The 19,761-nt window shown below is 68.1% G+C and carries 15 protein-coding genes; 7 read left to right on the top strand and 8 right to left on the bottom strand.

Features of this window, described 5'->3' with window-relative positions; genetic code table 11:
• Window positions 1–213: 213 nt before the first annotated feature.
• From GQ56_RS0102170 to GQ56_RS0102160, 3 genes are all read left to right on the top strand, one after another.
• The gene (locus GQ56_RS0102170; protein ID WP_031397075.1) at window positions 214–2,475 is read left to right on the top strand and encodes a primosomal protein N'; all 2,262 of its coding nucleotides are present in this window, start codon (window positions 214–216) and stop codon (window positions 2,473–2,475) included.
• 383 nt (window positions 2,476–2,858) lie between these two features.
• Window positions 2,859–6,791 carry a trifunctional transcriptional regulator/proline dehydrogenase/L-glutamate gamma-semialdehyde dehydrogenase gene (gene putA / locus GQ56_RS0102165; RefSeq protein WP_031397074.1) on the top strand — a complete coding sequence of 1,311 codons (3,933 nt, stop codon included), beginning with the start codon at window positions 2,859–2,861 and terminating at the stop codon, window positions 6,789–6,791.
• A gap of 84 nt (window positions 6,792–6,875) precedes the next feature.
• On the top strand, window positions 6,876–8,015 hold the full coding sequence (locus GQ56_RS0102160) for a branched-chain amino acid ABC transporter substrate-binding protein (protein ID WP_031397073.1): 1,140 nt from the start codon (window positions 6,876–6,878) through the stop codon (window positions 8,013–8,015).
• Window positions 8,016–8,223: 208 nt separating this feature from the next.
• Here the strand turns inward: GQ56_RS0102160 and GQ56_RS0102155 are convergent, their stop codons facing one another.
• The 6 genes from GQ56_RS0102155 to GQ56_RS0102135 all read right to left on the bottom strand — a co-directional run bounded on the left by GQ56_RS0102155 (window position 8,224) and on the right by GQ56_RS0102135 (window position 13,986).
• Window positions 8,224–8,634, bottom strand: coding sequence for a hypothetical protein (locus tag GQ56_RS0102155; protein WP_031397072.1), 411 nt, complete (start codon window positions 8,632–8,634; stop codon window positions 8,224–8,226).
• Complete coding sequence (locus GQ56_RS40520) at window positions 8,627–9,295, bottom strand: M35 family metallo-endopeptidase (RefSeq protein ID WP_075122841.1); 669 nt, start codon at window positions 9,293–9,295, stop codon at window positions 8,627–8,629. The genes GQ56_RS0102155 and GQ56_RS40520 overlap by 8 nt, the downstream gene beginning before the upstream one ends.
• Window positions 9,296–9,299: 4 nt before the next feature.
• Window positions 9,300–9,845, bottom strand: a complete 546-nt coding sequence (locus GQ56_RS0102150) for a PAAR domain-containing protein (protein ID WP_075122840.1) — start codon at window positions 9,843–9,845, stop codon at window positions 9,300–9,302.
• 10 nt (window positions 9,846–9,855) lie between these two features.
• Window positions 9,856–10,503, bottom strand: coding sequence for a hypothetical protein (locus tag GQ56_RS0102145; protein ID WP_031397070.1), 648 nt, complete (start codon window positions 10,501–10,503; stop codon window positions 9,856–9,858).
• Window positions 10,504–10,761: 258 nt separating this feature from the next.
• The gene (locus GQ56_RS0102140; protein ID WP_031397069.1) at window positions 10,762–12,273 is read right to left on the bottom strand and encodes a class I adenylate-forming enzyme family protein; all 1,512 of its coding nucleotides are present in this window, start codon (window positions 12,271–12,273) and stop codon (window positions 10,762–10,764) included.
• 60 nt (window positions 12,274–12,333) lie between these two features.
• Entirely contained in the window at window positions 12,334–13,986 is a 1,653-nt protein-coding gene (locus GQ56_RS0102135) for an acyl-CoA dehydrogenase family protein (RefSeq protein WP_031397068.1), read from the bottom strand.
• 120 nt (window positions 13,987–14,106) lie between these two features.
• Here GQ56_RS0102135 and GQ56_RS0102130 point away from each other — a divergent pair, with 120 nt between their 5' ends.
• The 4 genes from GQ56_RS0102130 to GQ56_RS0102115 all read left to right on the top strand — a co-directional run bounded on the left by GQ56_RS0102130 (window position 14,107) and on the right by GQ56_RS0102115 (window position 18,610).
• The gene (locus tag GQ56_RS0102130; RefSeq protein ID WP_031397067.1) at window positions 14,107–14,775 is read left to right on the top strand and encodes a TetR/AcrR family transcriptional regulator; all 669 of its coding nucleotides are present in this window, start codon (window positions 14,107–14,109) and stop codon (window positions 14,773–14,775) included.
• A 392-nt stretch (window positions 14,776–15,167) separates the two neighbouring features.
• Window positions 15,168–16,322 (top strand): pyridoxal phosphate-dependent aminotransferase, encoded by a 1,155-nt coding sequence (locus tag GQ56_RS0102125; protein ID WP_031397066.1) that lies wholly within the window; start codon window positions 15,168–15,170, stop codon window positions 16,320–16,322.
• Between the two features lie 53 nt (window positions 16,323–16,375).
• A complete protein-coding gene (locus tag GQ56_RS0102120; protein ID WP_031397065.1) occupies window positions 16,376–17,164 on the top strand; it encodes an ABC transporter substrate-binding protein in 789 nt (262 codons plus the stop codon).
• A gap of 15 nt (window positions 17,165–17,179) precedes the next feature.
• The gene (locus tag GQ56_RS0102115; protein WP_031397064.1) at window positions 17,180–18,610 is read left to right on the top strand and encodes an FAD-binding oxidoreductase; all 1,431 of its coding nucleotides are present in this window, start codon (window positions 17,180–17,182) and stop codon (window positions 18,608–18,610) included.
• A gap of 41 nt (window positions 18,611–18,651) precedes the next feature.
• On the opposite strand, the gene GQ56_RS0102110 is transcribed toward GQ56_RS0102115, so the two are convergent.
• On the bottom strand, window positions 18,652–19,224 hold the full coding sequence (locus GQ56_RS0102110; protein WP_031397063.1) for a PadR family transcriptional regulator: 573 nt from the start codon (window positions 19,222–19,224) through the stop codon (window positions 18,652–18,654).
• Window positions 19,225–19,292: 68 nt separating this feature from the next.
• Complete coding sequence (gene cadR / locus GQ56_RS0102105) at window positions 19,293–19,724, bottom strand: Cd(II)/Pb(II)-responsive transcriptional regulator (RefSeq protein ID WP_031397062.1); 432 nt, start codon at window positions 19,722–19,724, stop codon at window positions 19,293–19,295.
• Between the last annotated feature and the right edge of the window lie 37 nt (window positions 19,725–19,761).

The raw sequence follows: 19,761 nt of genomic DNA, 5'->3' as shown, positions 1-19,761 counted from the left end.
AAAACGCCGCAAAGCACGTCCCCGCGCGCGTTGCGGCCGTTGAACGGCGAGTTCTCAACAAAGTTATCCACAGGCTGGGCAGGGTATACGGCGATTCCTAATGCGAATCCAAAACTTAGCGCCGAATCTGAAGTTTTACTTTAAGTGCGCTGCCGCGATGCGGGCGCGGCTGCAAGCCGTCCGTACGGTGCGGGCTGCGGCAGGAGCGCCGTGATGAGCGGCACCTACCTGCGCGTCGCGCTCGACCATCCGCTCGCGACCCTGTTCGACTACCGATGCGACGTCCAGCCGGCGCCGGTGCCCGGCACGCTCGTGCAGGTGCCGTTCGGCAAGCGGCAGGCGGTCGGGCTCGTCTGCGAAGTGACGACTCACACCGACGTGCCGCCTGGCCGGCTGCGCGCGGTCGATGCGATCTGCGCCGACTTGCCGCCGCTGTCGCCCGACTGGCTCGCACTCGTATCGTTCGCCGCCGACTACTATCAGCGCGGGCGCGGCGAGGTCGCATTGCCGGCGCTGCCGCAGGCGCTGCGCGACGCCGGACGCTGGGGGCGGCTGCTGGCGCCGGAGGTGCGCTATCGTCCGACGGAGGCCGGCCGCGCGGCGCTGCCCGACGCGTTGCCCGCGCGCGGCGCCGCGCTGCGGCGGCTCGCGCAGGCGCTCGTCGAAGCCGGCTCGCTGGCCTTGCCCGAAGCGCGTGCGCTGCACCCGAAGGCGGCCGCCACGCTCGACGACTGGGCGGCGCGCGGCTGGGTCGCGGTCGAGGAAATCGGCTGGGCCGACACCCCTGTGCCCAACGCTGTGGATAACCTGTCGACAACCGGTGGACGAACTGTGCCGCCGGCGCTCACCGACCAGCAGGCCGAAGCACTCGACGCGCTCCGCGCGGCCCAGGGTTTCGCGCCGTTCCTGCTGCACGGCGTGACGGGCAGCGGCAAGACCGAGGTCTATCTGCACGCGCTCGCGGCGCTGCTCGACGCACGGCCCGATGCGCAGGCGCTCGTGCTCGTCCCCGAAATCAACCTGACGCCGCAGTTCGAGGCCGCGTTTCGCGCGCGCTTCGCGGGCGCGCTCGCCGACGACGCGATCGTCACGCTGCACAGCGGGCTCGCCGAGGGCGAGCGGGCGCGCCACTGGCTGGCCGCCCATACGGGCCGCGCGCGGATCGTGCTCGGCACGCGTCTCGCGGTGCTCGCGTCGATGCCGACGCTGGCGCTGATCGTCGTCGACGAGGAGCACGAGCCCGCGTACAAGCAGCAGGAAGGGTTGCGCTATTCGGCGCGCGATCTCGCCGTGTGGCGCGCGAAGCAGCTCGGCATCACGGTCGTGCTCGGCTCGGCGACGCCTTCGCTCGAAAGCTGGTGGCAGGCGGAGCAGGGCCGCTACACGCGGCTCACGTTGTCGCGCCGCGCGGTGGCGGACGCGACGCTGCCGACCGTGCGGCTGATCGATCTCGAAGAGGAGCGGCGGCGCGGGCGCGCGTCGATGGGCGGCCTGTCGGGGCCGCTCGTCGCGGCGCTGAAGGCGCGGCTCGAGCGCGGCGAACAGAGCCTCGTGTTCCTGAACCGGCGCGGCTACGCGCCGCAACTCGCGTGCGACGCGTGCGGCTGGGTGGCGGGTTGCCCGCGCTGCAGCGCGTACGTCGTGCTGCACAAGCCCGAGCATGCGCTGCGCTGCCATCACTGCGGTTGGGAAGCGCGCATCCCGCGGTCGTGCCCGGAGTGCGGGAACGTCGACATCGCGCCGCTCGGGCGCGGCACGCAGCGCATCGAGGAGGCGCTCGCCGAAGCGGTGCCGGGTGCGCGCGTGCTGCGGATCGATGCGGACAGCACGCGCCGCAAGGGCAGTGCGCAGGCGTTGTTTTCCGACGTCCATGCGGGCGAGGTCGACATCCTGGTCGGCACGCAGATGATCGCGAAAGGGCACGACTTCCAGCGCGTGTCGCTCGTCGGCGTGCTCAACGCCGACACCGCGCTGTTCTCGCACGACTTCCGCGCGAGCGAACGGCTGTTCGCGCAGCTGATGCAGGTGAGCGGCCGCGCGGGGCGGGCCGGGCTGCCGGGCGAGGTGCTCGTGCAGACACGCTACCCGCGTCACGCGCTGTACCACGCGCTCGGCCGGCAGGATTACGTCGGCTTCGCGAATTCGACGCTCGGCGAGCGTCGCGACGCGCACCTGCCGCCGTTCGTCTACCAGGCGCTGCTGCGCGCCGAGGGGCGCACGCTCGACGCGGCGCTCGCATTCCTGCAGCAGGCCGCGGCCGTGTTGCCGGGGCTGCCGGGGGCCGATCGCGTGACCGTGTACGACGCGGTGCCGATGACGATCGTCAAGGTCGCGAACGTCCACCGCGCGCAGCTGCTGCTCGAAAGCGCGTCGCGGGCGGCGCTGCAGCATGCGCTGCGCGCGTGGCAGCCGGAGCTGCGCGCGCTGAAGGGCGTGCTGCGCTGGAGCGTCGAGGTCGATCCGCTGGATATCTGAGTCGCTGGCGCCCGCGCAGCGGGTGCTTGGCGTACCGACGCGGCCCCTGCGTGCCCGATGCGCCCGCCGTCGCGCCGTTCTTTTCACCCCTCCAGTCTCTGCGCCGCACCCGCCGGCGTACCCCGAGTGCAACCCGTTTCACGCCCCGGCCCGCCGAGCCGGCGGTTGCTTACCCATGCCAAACCAGCCCGATCAGGGAAAACACCGATCCCCCGACCACGGGCAACTCCTAGGTTGCGACTTTGTAAGCCATTGATTATATTGGCTAACTACAGGGTGCAACCGGTCTCGTAATTCGGTTGCACCTTTTTATTGTGTGCCGTAGGATTTCGCGCATCCTCTTACACCATATTGCCGGGCTCGCACCGGCGCACGAACCCACCATGGCTAGCACGACTCTCGGCGTCAAAGTCGACGACCTTCTCCGCTCGCGTCTCAAGGACGCCGCCGCGCGTCTCGAGCGCACTCCCCACTGGCTGATCAAGCAGGCGATCTTCGCGTATCTCGAGCGGATCGAGCACGGCCAGCTGCCGCCCGAACTGTCGGGTCACAGCGGCGTCACCGAGCTCGCCGACGGCCAGGGCGCGGATGGCGACGACGACAACTCGCCGCATCCGTTCCTCGAGTTCGCGCAGAACGTGCAACCGCAATCGGTGCTGCGCGCGGCGATCACGGCCGCCTACCGCCGGCCCGAGCCGGAATGCGTGCCGTTCCTGCTCGGCCAGGCGCGCCTGCCCGCGAACCTGCAGGCGGACGTGCAGGCGCTCGCGACCCGGCTCGTCGAGGCGCTGCGCGAGAAGAGCTCGGGCGGTGGCGTCGAGGGGTTGATCCACGAGTTCTCGCTGTCGAGCCAGGAAGGCGTCGCGCTGATGTGCCTCGCCGAAGCGCTGCTGCGCATTCCCGATCGCGCGACGCGCGACGCGCTGATCCGCGACAAGATCAGCAAGGGCGACTGGCGCTCGCACGTCGGCCACGCGCCGTCGCTGTTCGTGAACGCGGCGACCTGGGGGCTGATGATCACCGGCAAGCTCGTGACGACCAACAGCGAGGCCGGCCTGTCGTCGGCGCTGACGCGCCTGATCGGCCGCGGCGGCGAGCCGCTGATCCGCAAGGGCGTCGACATGGCGATGCGCCTGATGGGCGAGCAGTTCGTCACCGGCGAGACGATTTCCGAAGCGCTCGCGAACAGCCGCAAGTATGAGGCGCGCGGCTTCCGCTACTCGTACGACATGCTCGGCGAGGCGGCGACGACCGAAGAGGACGCGCAGCGCTACTACGCATCGTACGAACAGGCGATCCACGCGATCGGCAAGGCGGCCGGCGGCCGCGGCATCTACGAAGGCCCGGGCATCTCGATCAAGCTGTCGGCGCTGCACGCGCGCTACTCGCGCTCGCAGCAGGACCGCACGATGAGCGAACTGCTGCCGCGCGTGCGCGCGCTCGCGCTGCTCGCGCGCCGCTACGACATCGGCCTGAACATCGACGCGGAAGAGGCCGACCGCCTCGAACTGTCGCTCGACCTGCTCGAGGCGCTGTGCTTCGATCCGGATCTGGCGGGCTGGAACGGCATCGGCTTCGTCGTGCAGGGCTACCAGAAGCGCTGCCCGTTCGTGATCGACTACCTGATCGATCTCGCGCGCCGCAGCCGTCACCGCCTGATGATCCGCCTCGTGAAGGGCGCGTACTGGGATACCGAGATCAAGCGCGCGCAGGTCGACGGCCTCGAAGGCTATCCGGTCTATACGCGCAAGATCTACACGGACGTGTCGTACCTCGCGTGCGCGAAGAAGCTGCTCGCGGCGCCCGACGCCGTCTACCCGCAGTTCGCGACGCACAACGCGTACACGCTCGCGGCGATCTACCAGCTCGCGGGCCAGAACTACTACCCGGGCCAGTACGAGTTCCAGTGCCTGCACGGGATGGGCGAGCCGCTGTACGAGGAAGTCACGGGCCGCGACAAGCTGAACCGTCCGTGCCGCGTGTACGCGCCGGTCGGCACGCACGAGACGCTGCTCGCGTACCTCGTGCGCCGTCTGCTCGAGAACGGCGCGAACACGTCGTTCGTGAACCGCATCGCGGACAAGACGGTGTCGGTGAAGGAACTGGTCGCCGATCCGGTCGACGAAGCGGCGAAGGTCGTGCCGCTCGGCGCGCCGCACGCGAAGATCCCGCTGCCGCGCAACCTGTACGGCGACGAGCGCCCCAACTCGATGGGCCTCGACCTGTCGAACGAACATCGTCTCGCGTCGCTGTCGTCCGCGCTGCTCGCGAGCGCGCATTTCCCGTGGCGCGCGGCGCCGATGCTGGCCGACGACACGCTCGCCGAGGCGCCGGCCCGTGACGTGCGCAACCCGGCCGACCAGCGCGACACGGTCGGCACGGTCAGCGAGGCGACGGCCGAACACGTGAGCGCGGCGCTCGCGCACGCAGTGGCCGCCGCGCCGATCTGGCAGGCGACGCCGGTCGATGCGCGCGCCGATTGCCTGGTGCGCGCGGCGGACCTGCTCGAAGCGCAGATGCACACGCTGATGGGCCTGATCGTGCGTGAAGCCGGCAAGTCGCTGCCGAACGCGATCGCCGAGATCCGCGAAGCGGTCGACTTCCTGCGCTACTACGCCGCGCAGATCCGCGACGAATTCTCGAACGACACGCACCGTCCGCTCGGGCCCGTGGTCTGCATCAGCCCGTGGAACTTCCCGCTCGCGATCTTCATGGGCCAGGTGGCGGCGGCGCTGGCCGCCGGCAACACGGTGCTCGCGAAGCCGGCCGAACAGACGCCGCTGATCGCGGCCCAGGCCGTGCGCCTGCTGCGCGAGGCCGGCGTGCCGGCCGGTGCGGTGCAACTGCTGCCGGGCGACGGCGAGACCGTCGGCGCGGCGCTGGTCGCCGATCCGCGCACGCGCGCGGTGATGTTCACGGGCTCGACCGAAGTCGCGCGCCTGATCAACAAGACGCTGTCCGCGCGCCTCGACCCGGACGGCAAGCCGATCCCGCTGATCGCCGAAACGGGCGGCCAGAACGCGATGATCGTCGATTCGTCGGCACTCGCGGAGCAGGTCGTCGCGGACGTGATGCAGTCGTCGTTCGACTCGGCCGGTCAACGGTGTTCGGCGCTGCGCGTTCTGTGTCTGCAGGACGATGTCGCGGACCGCACGCTGACGATGCTCAAGGGCGCCATGCACGAGCTGGCGCTCGGCAACCCCGACCGGCTGTCGACGGACGTCGGCCCGGTGATCGACGGCGAAGCGAAGCAGACGATCGACACGCACGTCGCGGCGATGAAGGACAAGGGCCATGCGGTCACGCAGCTGCCGGCGCCCGAGGCATGCGCGCACGGCACGTTCGTGCCGCCGACGCTGATCGAGATCGGCAGCATCGACGAGCTGAAGCGCGAGGTGTTCGGCCCGGTGCTGCACGTGGTGCGCTACCGCCGCAGCCAGCTCGACAAGCTGCTGGAGCAGATCCGTGCGACCGGCTACGGCCTGACGCTCGGCATCCACACGCGGATCGACGAGACGATCGCGCACGTGATCTCGAACGCGCACGTCGGCAACATCTACGTGAACCGCAACGTGATCGGTGCGGTGGTCGGCGTGCAGCCGTTCGGCGGCGAAGGGCTGTCGGGCACGGGCCCGAAGGCCGGCGGCGCGCTGTATCTGCAGCGGCTGCTCGCGACGCGTCCGTCGGGCCTGCCGCGCTCGCTCGCGCAGTCGCTGGTGGCGGACGGCGCGGTTGACGGCGACGCGCGCAGCAATCCGGCGGCGGCGCTCACGACGCTGCGCGACTGGCTGATCGAGCAGCGCGAGCCGGCGCTGGCCGCACGTTGCGACGGCTATCTGGCGCAGGTGCCGGCCGGTGCGACCGCGGTGCTGAGCGGCCCGACGGGCGAGCGAAACACGTATACACTCGGCCCGCGCGGCACGGTGCTGTGTGTCGCGGCGACGCCGGGCGGCGCGCGCGCACAGTTCGCGGCGGTGCTGGCGACCGGCAACCGTGCGCTGTTCGCCGGCGCGGCCGGCGAGGCGCTCGTCGCGGCGCTGCCGGCGTCGCTGAAGGCGCATGCGGCCGTGCGCAAGCAGGCCGACACGCCGTTCGATGCGGTGCTGTTCGAAGGCGACAGCGACGAACTGCAGACGCTCGTGAAGGACGTCGCGCAGCGGCCGGGCCCGATCGTGTCGGTGCAGGGCGTGTCGGTGGGCGCGTTCGAGAACGGCGACGCGGAAGACTACGCGCTCGAGCGGCTGCTGACGGAGCGCTCGGTGAGCGTGAACACGGCTGCGGCGGGCGGCAATGCGAATTTGATGACGATCGGCTGATCATCCTTGCCGTTCGGATCAAACAAAGGAAGCGGCAAGGCGATCCCGATGCCGCTCCATTTACCCTGGTACCAAGGAGATGCTATGCAGCACACGATGAAAAAGCTGGCAGGCGCGACGTTCGTCGCGGTCATGTCGCTGGCGGGGACGGCCCATGCGGACGACGTGAAGATCGGTTACGCAGGGCCGATGACGGGCGCGCAGGCGCACTACGGCAAGGATATGCAGAACGGGATCGTGCTCGCGATCGAGGATTTCAACGCGACGAACCCGAAGATCGGCGGCAAGCCGGTGAAGTTCGCACTCGACACGCAGGACGACCAGGCTGACCCGCGCACCGGCACGACGGTCGCGCAGAAGCTCGTCGACGACGGCATCAAGGGCATGCTCGGCCACTTCAACTCGGGCACGACGATTCCCGCCTCGCGCATCTACGCGAATGCGGGCATTCCGCAGATCGCGATGGCGACCGCACCGGAATACACGCAGCAGGGCTACAAGACGACCTTCCGCATGATGACGTCCGACACGCAGCAGGGCTCGGTGGCCGGCGCGTTCGCATCGAAGGACCTCGGCATGAAGAAGATCGCGATCGTCGACGACCGCACGGCCTACGGCCAGGGTCTCGCCGACCAGTTCGAGAAGGCCGCGAAGGCCGGCGGCGCGACGATCGTCGACCGTGAATTCACGAACGACAAGGCGGTGGACTTCAAGGCGATCCTGACCAAGCTGAAGGCTGCGAAGCCGGATCTCGTCTACTACGGCGGCGCGGATTCGCAGGCGGCACCGATGGTCAAGCAGATGAAGACGCTCGGCATCGCCGCGCCGCTGATGAGCGGCGAAATGGTGAAGACGCCGACGTTCCTGAAGATCGCGGGCAACGCGGCCGACGGCACGATCGCATCGCTGGCCGGCCTGCCGCTCGAAGAAATGCCGGGCGGCAAGACGTACGCCGACAAGTACAAGAAGCGCTTCGGCGAAGATGTGCAGACGTACTCGCCGTATGCGTACGACGGCGCGATGGCGCTGTTCAACGCGATGAAGAAGGCCGATTCGACGGATCCGGCGAAGTACCTGCCGCTGCTCGCGAAGACCGACATGGCCGGCGTGACGTCGACGCACGTCGCGTATGACGCGAAGGGCGACCTGAAGAACGGCGGCATCACGATGTACAAGGTCGAGAAGGGCGAGTGGAAGCCGCTGAAGAGCATCGGCGGCAAGTAAACAGCCAGATGTGATGTGGCGCACGGGCGGCGTTGCAACGCGTCGTCCCGCGCCTCATGCGAAAAAGCCACCGGGCCGTCGGGTCCGGTGGCTTTTTCTTTGGTGGGACACGGCCGACAGGACATGGGGATCTCGCAGGCAGTGGTGCAGCAGGGTCGCCGCTTGTGTACGTCGATACCGCATCGCCGTGATCGGCGGCAGTATGAGGTTACTTGCCGTCGCAGCACTTGTTAGGGCAATCGGGCAGGAAGGAAATTTCCACACGTCGCCCATTGTCCACGTCGCCATGCGAATAGACGCGGGCGCTCTTCTTGATGGTGCCGCGTAAAAAGCCGAGTTGCTCCAGCAGTGCATACGCGGTTTGCAATCTTGATTGCGCAAGGGCCAGTGCTCCCGCTTCGCTTTCCTCGGCATGGCCGCTGATCAGCGTTGTCTCCTTGGTTAGGTGATTTGCGTAATCGAGCTTTTGGTCGGCTGTCCATTTTGCAATTCGGACGATCTCGGCATTCGATATGTGCGAGCTATCTCTTGAAAAGTAGATGTCGAGGTTCTCGCTGGCGATGCATGCGAATACCGGATTGGAGGCGAGAAGACTTAGGGCCAGAATGAACTTAAGCATTGTAGATGACGTATCCTGCAATGCTGTCGGCATTGTCGATTGCTTGATTCGGGTTTTCGGCTCCAAACGTCAAACACTCCTCCATGAAATATCTGTGATCCCGGGTTCCCATTGTGTCGTCAAAATGACTCGCCTCATAAATCAGGGTGGAAACTACGGAATCTTTTTCCCATGAGAAGTCCCGCATTGTACAAAAATCGGAATGTATTGCGATCGTATGAGTTACGGTATCCGGCGAACACACTGATGCCGTAACTCCCGATCTGTTCGGATTTGGAACGCATCCAATATGTTTGAGTCGTTCGCTGTCCCATCGCGTGAAATTGCATCCTGTGAGTGCCTTTAGTACTCGGACGATTGCAGTCAGGCCTGTTAATAACGTTATGCGGGTGCCTTCGTCAGCTCTGCCGAACCACTGTAATACGCGTGCCTTGTCAGTGCTGGACCAGCGCTGCAGATCCTTGATTCTTCTGTCGACGAGAGAAACGGCGCGATCGCGTTTGCTCAATACCATTTCCCGGAATTCCTTGTTTGTCATGTTGTGACATATTTTCTCGGTATTGATCGTTACTTCCACCATCGACCCGGGATGGGTATTGGTAACTGCGCCTGAGTGTACGAGGAACCATTCTCCGCCGGCATTCACATCGAAATTTTTCATTGCTTCAATGTTCCTTCGTATAGATTTTCAGGGCTGCCGAGGCGTCGGTGGCGATTCGATGTGTTTTCCCGGCCGTGTCCGTGGTGCCCGTGAAAATCTGCCCAGTGTCGGTAACGATTCGGTAGCGAATGTTCGCGAGCGGGCGGCGGGAGTCATCGAGCAAGGTGAATTGCTCGTCGTGTACGACGGCCGATCGAGCAGATGACCGCGCGGCTGCATCAGGTTGGCGCCCATTCGGCGTCGCAGTCTCTCTCGCGGTAAAAATCATCCGCATGCCGCGCTCAGCGTAGAAGATCGGCGGTGGGTTGCATCCGCAGACATTGATATCCCCGCTCAATGCCCACTGTTTGCCGTTCGGACCGGTACCTGGCCAGCGCGGACCTTGCGGTGCGATGTACCCTTCACGCTTGCAGGCAGAACAGTAGGTCTTCATATCCAGCGTGGCGATATGAACCCTCGGCGGCGGATTGGAACAGGTTACGGTGTCGAGGCCTTCGACAATCGCCGCTTCCCCGGCACGGTCGCCTTTGGCAAGAAAGTAGCGGATCATGGACGCTACCTCAGCGGGGCATGGACGAGCGGGTGACGACGCTCAATACAACGGATGACGCTACGCCTTGTCGCTCGGGACTATCGGTGATCGTGTCGCCGTTATCGAGTTCGCTGCCAACGAATGCGAGCGGCGCGAAGTCGGGCCCGTCGGCCAAACCCTGGCCCGTCGTCACGCGCGCGATTGAACCGTCCGGATAGTGGATCAGGTCGCCCACCGTGGCAGCCTTGCCCAAGTGCGGCGCTGCGTCCCATGTGCCGGACGGCTCGCGCCATGCGCCGCGCGCGGTTGTCGCGCCACATACCGCCAATCTGCAGGCGGGCGGCGGCACATAGGTCGGATCGAACAGGCCCGCAGCGCTTTGCCCATCCCGCACGTGAATGCCCCATGAGGTGCGCGGCGTTTCGGTAATGCGGTCACCGTTGCTCGACAGGCTGCCGACCAACGCGAACGGCTTGCCGCCGCTATGGTTGTTTCCCGCGTCGTCGATAATCGCGGCCTCGTTGCCGTCGTCATGAGTCACTACGTCGCCGACACAGGCGACTTCCAATGCAGCCGGGGGCAGGCCGCTGGTTGCGGTGGTGACGCGCTCACCGCGTTCCGTGAGTGCACCAACGGTGGCGAAAAGGTGGAGCGGTGCTTTGCGTTCGTTTTTCATCCGGCTTCCCTGTCTCAGTAAATGGAATGACTGCCTGGAGACGCTATTCCAGATAGGAAACGTCGATCAATCGGACGAATATGATTCAGGGCTGGTAAGTTTTACTACTTGTTCCGTTATGCCTTTTGCATTGACCGTGCGTGCGCGAATGCGCTGGTTAGTTGACGCGGACAAGGCGTGACGCCGTATCTCGCTTTGCCGTTCGCAAGGGGAATATGAGTGCGTGAGTTGTAAGTGCGCTGGCGCAATCGTGGATACTTAGTCCTTGCGGTGCAGGCGCAGCAGGAACTTCTGCAGCTTGCCCGTCGGTGTGCGCGGCAGCGCCTGCGCGAACGTGAACTCGCGCGGGATCTTGTATGCGGCCAGCCGCTCGCCGCAGAATGCGCGCAGCGCGTCGGCATCGGGCACGGCGCCCGCGCGCAGCACGACGTGCGCGACGACCGTCTCGCCCCAGTCGGGGTGCGGCACGCCGACGACGGCCGCCTCCGCGATGTCCGGGTGCGCGCCGAGCGCGTCCTCCACTTCCTTCGAATAGACGTTCTCGCCGCCCGTCACGATCATGTCCTTCAGCCGGTCGACGATGAACAGGTAGCCATCCTGATCGATCCGCGCGACGTCGCCGGTGCGATACCAGCCGTCCGGCGCGAATGCGGCGCGCGTCGCGGCGGGGTCGTCGAGATAGCCGAGCATCATGCTGTCGGTCTTCAGCCAGATCTCGCCGGTTTCTCCGGGCTGCGCGTCGATGCCGTCCATCCGCACGACGCGCAGGTCGACGCCCGGGCCGCCGTGGCGGCCGATCGAACCGGCCTTCGCGACCTGCTCGTCCGGATACAGCGTCGTGCCGGCCGGGCCCGCTTCCGTCATGCCGTACACCTGGAAGAACGCATCGCTGCGATACGCGCGCGCGAGCCGTTCGGCCTGCGCGGCGCCGATCGGGCCGCCGCCGTACAGCCACGCGCGCACGCTCGACAGGTCGAACGCGGCGAAGCCGTCGATCGTGTCGAGCGGCAGCGTGTACGACACCGGCGCGCCGAAATACAGCGTCACGCGCTCGCGCTCGACGGCCTGCAGGAACCGCAGCGGATGGTATTCGCGCAGCAGCACGACGGTGCCGCCCGCGACCAACGTGCCGCCGAACCAGTTGTTGAGCGGCGACGAATGCCAGATCGGCATCGCCATCAGCGTGCGCTCGTGGCGGCCGATGCCGATCGCGAGCGCCGCCGACATCGCCGCGAGCGTCACGGTGCGGTGGCTGTGCATGCAGCCTTTCGGGCGGCCGGTCGTGCCGGACGTATAGAGGATCTGCGCGAGGTCGCCGTCGGCCGGCTCGATGCCCGCGAGGCCATCCAGCGTCGCGCACATCGTGTCGAAGCTCGGCACGCCGTCGAGCTCGCCTTCGGTCACGAGCCGCCGCGCGGGATGCACGATGCGTTCGACCACCGGCGCGAGCGCCACGTCGAACAGGAGCGCCTTGCTGCGGCTGTGTTCGAGCACGTAGTCGACTTCCGGCGCCTGCAGCCGGTGGTTGATCGGCACGAACGTCGCACCGAGTCGCCACGCGCCGAACATCAGGTCGACGAAGGCCGGCGTGTTGAAGCACATCGCGGCGACGCGGTCGCCGGCGGCGATGCCGAGCGCGCTCAGCACGGCCGCCGCGCGGTGCGAGCGCTCGCGCGCGGCGGCATACGTGATCGTCGCGGATTCGCTGACGAGGAACGGCTTGCCGGGCGTCGCGCGGGCGGCGCGGTCGAGGGCGGCGACGAGGTTCATCGGGGCTCCGGGCGGACGAACGAGGGCGGACTGGGCCGTATTGAGCCGTACGCGCGGGCGTCAGGCCGGGTACGCGCGCTGCAGCAGCGCGGCGACGTCGAGCGCGTGCGGGTCGAAACCGCCCGCGATGCGGCCCCAGTCGGGCGCGGCGAGCCGGGTCGCGACGAAGGCGTCGGCGACGGCCGCCGGCGCGGCGCGGCGCAGCAGGCAGGCCTGCGCGACCACCGCGAGCCGCTGCGCGAACACGCGGCCCGACGCCTCGAGCGTGTCGGCCGGCGCCGCGAGCATCGTGCGCAGCGCGTCGAGTGCCGCGCGGATCCGCGGCTCGTCCGCGCCGAGGTCGGCCAGTTCGGCGAACAGCGCGGCGGCCGCGTCGGGCTCGCGCGACACCGCGCGCAGCACGTCGAGGCACATCACGTTGCCCGAGCCTTCCCAGATCGAGTTGACGGGCGCCTCGCGGAACAGCCGCGCGATCGGGCCGTCGTCGACGTAGCCGTTGCCGCCGAAGACTTCCATCACCTCGCCGGTCAGCTCGACCGCGCGCTTGCAGACCCAGAATTTCGCGGCGGGCGTGACGATGCGCTTCCACGCGCGTTCGCGCGGCGAGTCGTCGCGCTCGAACGCATCGGCCAGGCGCATCGCGAGCACGAGCGCGGCCTCGCTTTCGAGCGCGAGATCGGCGAGCACGGTGCGCATCAGCGGCTGCTCGGCGAGCGCGCGGCCGAACGCGTGGCGCTGCCGCGTGTAGGCGATCGCCTGCACGACGCCCTGGCGCAGCATCGCCGCGCTGCCGAGCACGCAGTTCAGCCGCGTGTAGGTGGCCATCTCGATGATGGTCGGAATGCCGCGGCCTTCGTCGCCGAGCATGATGCCCCACGCATCGTTCAGCTCGATCTCGCTGCTCGAGTTGCTGCGGTTGCCGACCTTGTTCTTCAGCCGCTGGATCTCGACCGCATTCTTCGTGCCGTCGGGCCGCCAGCGCGGCACGTAGAAGCACGACGAGCCGCCGGCCTCGGTACGCGCGACGACGAGGTGCGCGTCGCACATCGGCGCGGAGAAGAACCACTTGTGGCCGCGCAGCAGGTAGTCGCCGCCGCGCCCGCCCGCGCCGACCGCGGTCGCGAGCGTCGTGTTCGCGCGCACGTCGGAGCCGCCCTGTTTCTCGGTCATGCCCATGCCGACCCAGATCGAGCGCTTGTCGGCGACCGGCACGTCGCGCGGATCGTAGGCGTCGCTGTAGAGCTTGTCGCGCAGCATGTTCCACAGCGCGGGCTCCTTCTGCAGCACGGGGATCGCGGCCTGCGTCATCGTCGCCGGGCACAGCGTGCCGGCCTCGATCTGGCCGTGCAGGTAGAAGCCGGCCGCGGTTGCGGCCCAGCGGCCGCGGCGCGACTCGCGGAACGCGAGCGACACGAAGCCCTCGCGGCGGTACTGGCCGAGCAGCGCATGCCAGGCCGGGTGGAAGTCGACGCGGTCGATGCGCCGGCCGCGCCGGTCGAACGTGTTCAGTTCCGGCGTGTGACGGTTCGCTTCGTCGGCAAGCCGCGCGGTGTCGGCGCTGCCGAGCCGGGCGCCGTACGCGTCGAGTTGCGGCACGGCCCAGTCCGCGCCTGCCCGGGCAAGCGCATCGCGCAGCGCGAGGTCCGTTGCGAAGAGGTTATAGTCGACGAGTTCGTCGAACTGGTTCGTGACGGCGTGAGTCGATTCGGTCATCGGGAGGTCTCCGGTCTCATGCGTCGCGGGCAGCCGGCGTCATGCCGCAGGCATGGCGCTCGGGCCCCGGTTCCGGCTTCCGGTGAAATGCCTGCCCCGCTGAATTCCAGAGTAGCAAATATGCCGCCGCGACATGTTCAGGTTCCGGCGCCGCCCGGCCAGCCGGCGGCGCAACCCGCGCCCGCATTGCGCCGCCGGCCGCGCCAGTCGCGTGCGCAGGCGAGCTCCGACGCGCTGCAGCAGGCGTTCGTTCAGCTTTTGCTCGAGCGCGGCTACGCGAAGGCGACGATCCGCGAGATCGCGGCCGTCGCGGGTGTCAGCGTCGGCACCTTCTACGAATACTTCGGCGACAAGCAGAGCCTCGCGGCGCTCTGCATCCACCGGCACGTGCAGGCGATGGCCGACCGGCTGCGCGACGCGATCGCGCGGCTGCGCGGCGCGCCGCGTGCGGAGCTCGCCACGGCGCTGGTCGACCTGCAGGTCGACGCGATCGGCGCCGACGCGGCGCTGTGGGGCGCGCTGTTCGCGCTGGAGCGGCAGGTGTCGCCGCTCGCCGCCTACCGCCGCCACTACGACGCGTATGTCGCACTGTGGCGCGACGCGCTCGCGCACGCGGCCGATCCGCCGCCCGCGGCACGGCTCGACGGGCTCGCGCGGATGGCGCACACGGTCTGCTACGGCGGCCTTTCGCAGGCGCTGCTGACGCTCGGGCCCGCGTTCGACGTCGCCGCGTTGCGCGGTGAGCTGCGGGCCGTGCTGCTCGCCTACCTGGCGGCGGCCGGCGCGTAGCGTTCCGGCGCCCGTTCGCGCCGGCCGCGGTGCGGGGCGCGACGCGCGACGTTCGTGCGCCCCGACGAGGCGCCACGGCGGAAGCCGCCGGGGCGACAGCCGGCGCTCGGCTTCGGCCGGCAACCCATGTTCCCTGGCTGGAAAAATCGCCCGCAAGGACGGCGCAAGCCGTCGTGCGCGCGTGCGCCTGGACGAAATGCCTGATTCGCATGTCGGCCGGGCGAATCGCCGTTGCGGTTGAGCGCCTCATGTCGGGTGCCATGAGAAAAATGCATGGCTGCCATGACGAACTTTCGATTGTCCGCCGATATTGGCTCGGGCTAAATCATGCGGCAGGTGCAGGGCCGCGCGCGCCGCGCGGCGCCGCCCGAAGGACATCAGAAGGAGGAGTCATGCGAAGCGCCACCGCGCCCCGTTCGAAGCTGCCCGACGTCGGGACGACGATCTTCACGGTGATCGGCCAACTGGCGGCCCGACACGATGCGTTGAACCTGTCGCAGGGCGCGCCGAATTTCGCGCCCGATCCGGCGCTCGTCGAGGGCGTCGCGCGCGCGATGCGCGACGGGCACAACCAGTACGCGCCGATGGCCGGCGTCGCGGCGCTGCGCGAGCGGCTCGCCGAGAAGACGGAGGCGCTGTACGGCGCGCGCTACGACCCGGCCACCGAGATCACGGTGATCGCGAGCGCGAGCGAAGGGCTCTATGCCGCGATCAGCGCGCTCGTGCATCCGGGCGACGAGGTGATCTATTTCGAGCCGTCGTTCGACAGCTATGCGCCGATCGTGCGGCTGCAGGGCGCGACGCCGGTGGCGATCAAGCTGTCGCCCGAGCATTTCCGCGTGAACTGGGACGAGGTGGCCGCGGCGATCACGCCGCGCACGCGGATGATCATCGTGAACACGCCGCACAACCCGACCGCGACGGTGTTCGCCGCCGACGATCTCGCGCGGCTCGCGCAGCTCACGCGCGACACCGGCATCGTGATCCTGTCCGACGAGGTGTACGAGCACGTCGTGTTCGACGGCGCGCAGCACGAGAGCATGGCACGCCATCGCGAGCTGGCCGAGCGCAGCGTGATCGTGTCGTCGTTCGGCAAGTCGTTCCACGTGACCGGCTGGCGGGTCGGCTATTGCCTCGCACCGGCCGAGCTGATGGACGAAATCCGCAAGGTGCATCAGTTCATGGTGTTCGCGGCCGACACGCCGATGCAGGTCGCGTTCGCGGAAATCCTCGCGCGGCCGGACAGCTATCTCGGGCTGTCGGCGTTCTACCAGGCCAAGCGCGACCTGCTCGCGCGCGAGCTGGCCGGCTCGCGTTTCGAGCTGCTGCCGAGCGAAGGCTCGTTCTTCATGCTCGCCCGCTTCCGGCACTTCTCTGACGAAAGCGACAGCGATTTCGTGCTGCGCCTGATCCGCGACGCGCGCGTCGCGACGATTCCGCTGTCGGCGTTCTATACCGACGGCACCGACGCCGGCGTGATCCGGCTCAGTTTCTCGAAGGACGACGCGACGCTGGTCGAAGGCGCGCGGCGGCTGCGTTCGCTGTAAGGAAACCGGCGACGGGCACGTCGCATCGACCAGACAGACACAAGGAGATCACGATGAAGCACACGGCCCCCCTGAAACTCGCGTTCGCACTCGCCTGCGCGATCGGCTCCGGCGCGGCGCTCGCCGATGCGCAGACGCTGCGCTTCGGCCTCGAGGCGCAATACCCGCCGTTCGAATCGAAAGCGCCGAACGGCGATCTGCAGGGCTTCGACATCGACGTCGGCAAGGCCGTCTGCCAGACGGCGAAGCTGTCGTGCAAATGGGTCGAGACGTCGTTCGACGGCCTGATTCCCGCGCTGAAGGGGCGCAAGTTCGACGCGATCAACTCGGCGATGAACGCGACGGAGCAGCGGCGCCAGGCGATCGACTTCACGACGATCATCTACCGCGTGCCCACCCAGCTGATCGCGCGCACCGGCAGCGGCCTGCTGCCGACGCCCGAATCGCTGAAGGGCAAGCGCGTCGGCGTGCTGCAGGCGTCGATCCAGGAAACCTTCGCGAAGGCGCACTGGGAGCCGGCCGGCGTCGCGATCGTCGCGTACCAGGACCAGAACCAGGCCTATGCGGACCTCGTGTCGGGCCGGCTCGACGCGACGCTCGTGCTGGCCCCGTCCGGCCAGCGCGGCTTCCTGTCGCGCCCGGACGGCAAGGGCTTCTCGTTCGTCGGCCAGCCCGTGCACGACGACCGGATCCTCGGCAGCGGCATCGCATTCGGGCTGCGCAAGGGCGACGGCGCGCTGAAGGCGAAGCTCGATGAGGCGATCGACAAGCTGAAGGCGGACGGCACCGTGAAGTCGCTGGGCCTGAAGTATTTCGGCGATATCGACATCTCGGCGAAGTAAGCGGAGCCGCGCGCGATGCAGATCCGGAACACGACCGCCGCGGGCAGCGGACAGGACGGCGCGCGGCTGTCGGGCGACGCGCTCGAAGCCGTGCTCGCGGCCGAGCTGGGCGACGCGCTCGTCACGCGCGCCGCCGACATCGATCCGCGTTACTTCACGGCGTACAACGAGCCGGCCGGCGTGCGGCCGCGCGCGCTGGTGCGCCCGCGCTGTGTCGACGACGTGTCGCGCACGCTCGCGCTGTGCGCGCGGCTCGGCCAGCCGGTCGTGCCGCAGGGCGGATTGACGGGGCTCGCGCGCGGCGCGGTCGCGCTCGGCGGCGAGGTCGTGCTGTCGATGGAGCGTTGCGCGGGCATCGAGGCGCTCGATGCGGCGGCCGGCACGCTGACCGTGCGGGCCGGGACGCCGCTGCAGACGGTGCAGGAGGCCGCCGAAGCGGCGGGTTTCACGTTCGGCGTCGATCTCGGGGCGCGCGGCTCGTGCCAGATTGGCGGGATGCTGGCGACCAACGCAGGCGGCACGCGTGCGATCCGCTACGGGATGATGCGCGAACAGGTGCTCGGGTTCGAGGCCGTGCTCGCAGACGGCACGGTCGTGTCGTCGATGAACCGGATGCTGAAGAACAACGCGGGCTACGACCTGAAGCAGCTGTTCATCGGCAGCGAGGGGACGCTCGGCGTCGTCACGCGGGCCGTGTTGCGGCTGCATCCGCGGCTCGCCGCGCCGGCCACGGCGCTCTGTCGCGTGCGCGACTACGACGCGGCAGTCGCGTTGTGGAACCGCATGCGCACGCTGCCGGAGCTGGTCAGCTTCGAGGCGATGTGGCCGTCGTTCTACGACTACGTCGCGCGTCACACGCCGGGGGTCGCCGCGCCGTTCGCGGGCGACGGCGGTTTCGCGGTGCTGATCGAGTGCGCGACGAGCGCGCCGGGCGGCGATGCGCGCCACGCACTGGAAACCGGCCTTGCGGCGGGGATCGAGGCGGGGCTCGTGGAGGATGCGGTGCTGGCGACGTCGGAGCGGCAGGCGCGCGACCTGTGGACGTTGCGCGAAGGCCTCGCGATCGACGCGCTGCCGCATCTCGTCAACTTCGACGTGAGCCTGCCGACGGGCGAACTCGGCGTTTTCGCCGAACGCTGCGAGGCGGCGTTACGCGCACGCTGGCCGGCGCTCACGTGCCTGTTCTTCGGCCATGTCGGCGACGGCAACGTGCATATCGGCGTATCGCTGGCCGGGATGACCGGGACGGATGCCGACGCGCTCGATCACTGCGTGTACGCGGTGGTGCGGGACATGGGCGGCTCGGTGTCGGCGGAGCACGGGATCGGCGCGCTCAAGCGCCCCTATCTCGCGCATACGCGCAGCGACGCGGAAATCGGGCTGATGCGGCGCCTGAAGACCGCGCTGGATCCGCACGGCATCCTGAATCCCGGCAAGGTGCTTTGACGGAGTGAGGCGCTGCCGGCCGGCAGCGCCGGTGCGGTGCGTCAGCCGTCCACCCAGCGCAGCGCGCCGATCTTCAGGTGATCGACGACGCTGCGCGCCCAGTCGAGTTCCGCATTGAGCAGCACGAGCGCGTGTTCGTTCTGCAGCAGGAACAGGCGCGGCACCTGCTCGGCCTGCGCGGCGTTGCGCAACGCTTCCAGGCGCCCGCGTTCGGCATCGAGCCGGGCAATCCGAAGCTCGAGCTGGTGCCGGGCATCTTCGGCGTCGAGCAACGGCAGGAAGGCGAGCCCCGCGCCGAATGCCGGAAATTCACGGGCGGGCTCCGCGAGCAGCGCATGCAGCCACGCCTGCCCCACCGTGTGCCCGGCCTCGGTGAGTGCATAGAGCGTGCGCTCCGGAAACGCGCCGTCGCGCTCGGTGTCGTGCACGACGATCAGCCCGTCGCGCAGCAGCCGGTCGATCGTCTGGTAGAGGCTCGTGCGTTGCCGCACGTTGACGACTTCGTCGTACCCGCGCGACTTCAGTTGCTGCAGCATCCCGTAGGGATGCATGGGCGCTTCGGTGAGCGTCGCGAGGACGGCCAGCGCGAGAGGGGACGGACGACTTGAGGACATAAATAGTTATATAAAATCTAGTAAGAATATAACTATTTTCATCCAGACTATCTTGTTTTACAAGGGTTTCAGCCGAGGTGCGAGCGCTTTGCGGCTGGCGCGACCGTTTCCATCGTCGCAAGACCATGCACGATGCCGCAATCCTCGACCGAATGCTCACCGACGCACTGACGGCGCAATTCGGTGAGCTGGTCGCGCAGATGCGTGAGTTCCGCGAGGCGCGCGTCGACGTGCCCGATGTGTTCGTCCAGCAGGGTGTTGATCGAATCGCAGGGGTCGGCCGGCGTGTCGGTGAGCTGCAGCAGCGCGCGAATCTCGTCGTGCGCCATGTCGAGCGCGCGGCAGTTGCGGATGAAGCGCAGCCGTTCGACGTGCACGTCGGTGTAGTTGCGGTAATTCGAGTCGGTGCGCTCCGCATCCGGCATCAGACCCTCTTTCTCGTAGAAGCGGATCGTTTCGGTCGTGCAGCGGGCCGCCTTGGCCAGTTCGCCGATCTTCATGTCTTTCTCCCGTGCAAGGGTTGACCTTGTAGTGGCT

It is taken from the genome of Burkholderia paludis (genome assembly GCF_000732615.1).
GTDB lineage: Bacteria > Pseudomonadota > Gammaproteobacteria > Burkholderiales > Burkholderiaceae > Burkholderia > Burkholderia paludis.
This window is presented reverse-complemented; position numbering and strand designations above follow the sequence as displayed.

Bases quoted from the DNA above. Each gene is read 5' to 3' on its own strand.
- GQ56_RS0102170 (WP_031397075.1), top strand. From the start codon at position 214: ATGAGCGGCACCTACCTGCGCGTCGCGCTCGACCATCCGCTCGCGACC.
- putA (WP_031397074.1), top strand. From the start codon at position 2,859: ATGGCTAGCACGACTCTCGGCGTCAAAGTCGACGACCTTCTCCGCTCG.
- GQ56_RS0102160 (WP_031397073.1), top strand. From the start codon at position 6,876: ATGCAGCACACGATGAAAAAGCTGGCAGGCGCGACGTTCGTCGCGGTC.
- GQ56_RS0102155 (WP_031397072.1), bottom strand. From the start codon at position 8,634: ATGCTTAAGTTCATTCTGGCCCTAAGTCTTCTCGCCTCCAATCCGGTA.
- GQ56_RS40520 (WP_075122841.1), bottom strand. From the start codon at position 9,295: ATGAAAAATTTCGATGTGAATGCCGGCGGAGAATGGTTCCTCGTACAC.
- GQ56_RS0102150 (WP_075122840.1), bottom strand. From the start codon at position 9,845: ATGATCCGCTACTTTCTTGCCAAAGGCGACCGTGCCGGGGAAGCGGCG.
- GQ56_RS0102145 (WP_031397070.1), bottom strand. From the start codon at position 10,503: ATGAAAAACGAACGCAAAGCACCGCTCCACCTTTTCGCCACCGTTGGT.
- GQ56_RS0102140 (WP_031397069.1), bottom strand. From the start codon at position 12,273: ATGAACCTCGTCGCCGCCCTCGACCGCGCCGCCCGCGCGACGCCCGGC.
- GQ56_RS0102135 (WP_031397068.1), bottom strand. From the start codon at position 13,986: ATGACCGAATCGACTCACGCCGTCACGAACCAGTTCGACGAACTCGTC.
- GQ56_RS0102130 (WP_031397067.1), top strand. From the start codon at position 14,107: ATGCCGCCGCGACATGTTCAGGTTCCGGCGCCGCCCGGCCAGCCGGCG.
- GQ56_RS0102125 (WP_031397066.1), top strand. From the start codon at position 15,168: ATGCGAAGCGCCACCGCGCCCCGTTCGAAGCTGCCCGACGTCGGGACG.
- GQ56_RS0102120 (WP_031397065.1), top strand. From the start codon at position 16,376: ATGAAGCACACGGCCCCCCTGAAACTCGCGTTCGCACTCGCCTGCGCG.
- GQ56_RS0102115 (WP_031397064.1), top strand. From the start codon at position 17,180: ATGCAGATCCGGAACACGACCGCCGCGGGCAGCGGACAGGACGGCGCG.
- GQ56_RS0102110 (WP_031397063.1), bottom strand. From the start codon at position 19,224: ATGTCCTCAAGTCGTCCGTCCCCTCTCGCGCTGGCCGTCCTCGCGACG.
- cadR (WP_031397062.1), bottom strand. From the start codon at position 19,724: ATGAAGATCGGCGAACTGGCCAAGGCGGCCCGCTGCACGACCGAAACG.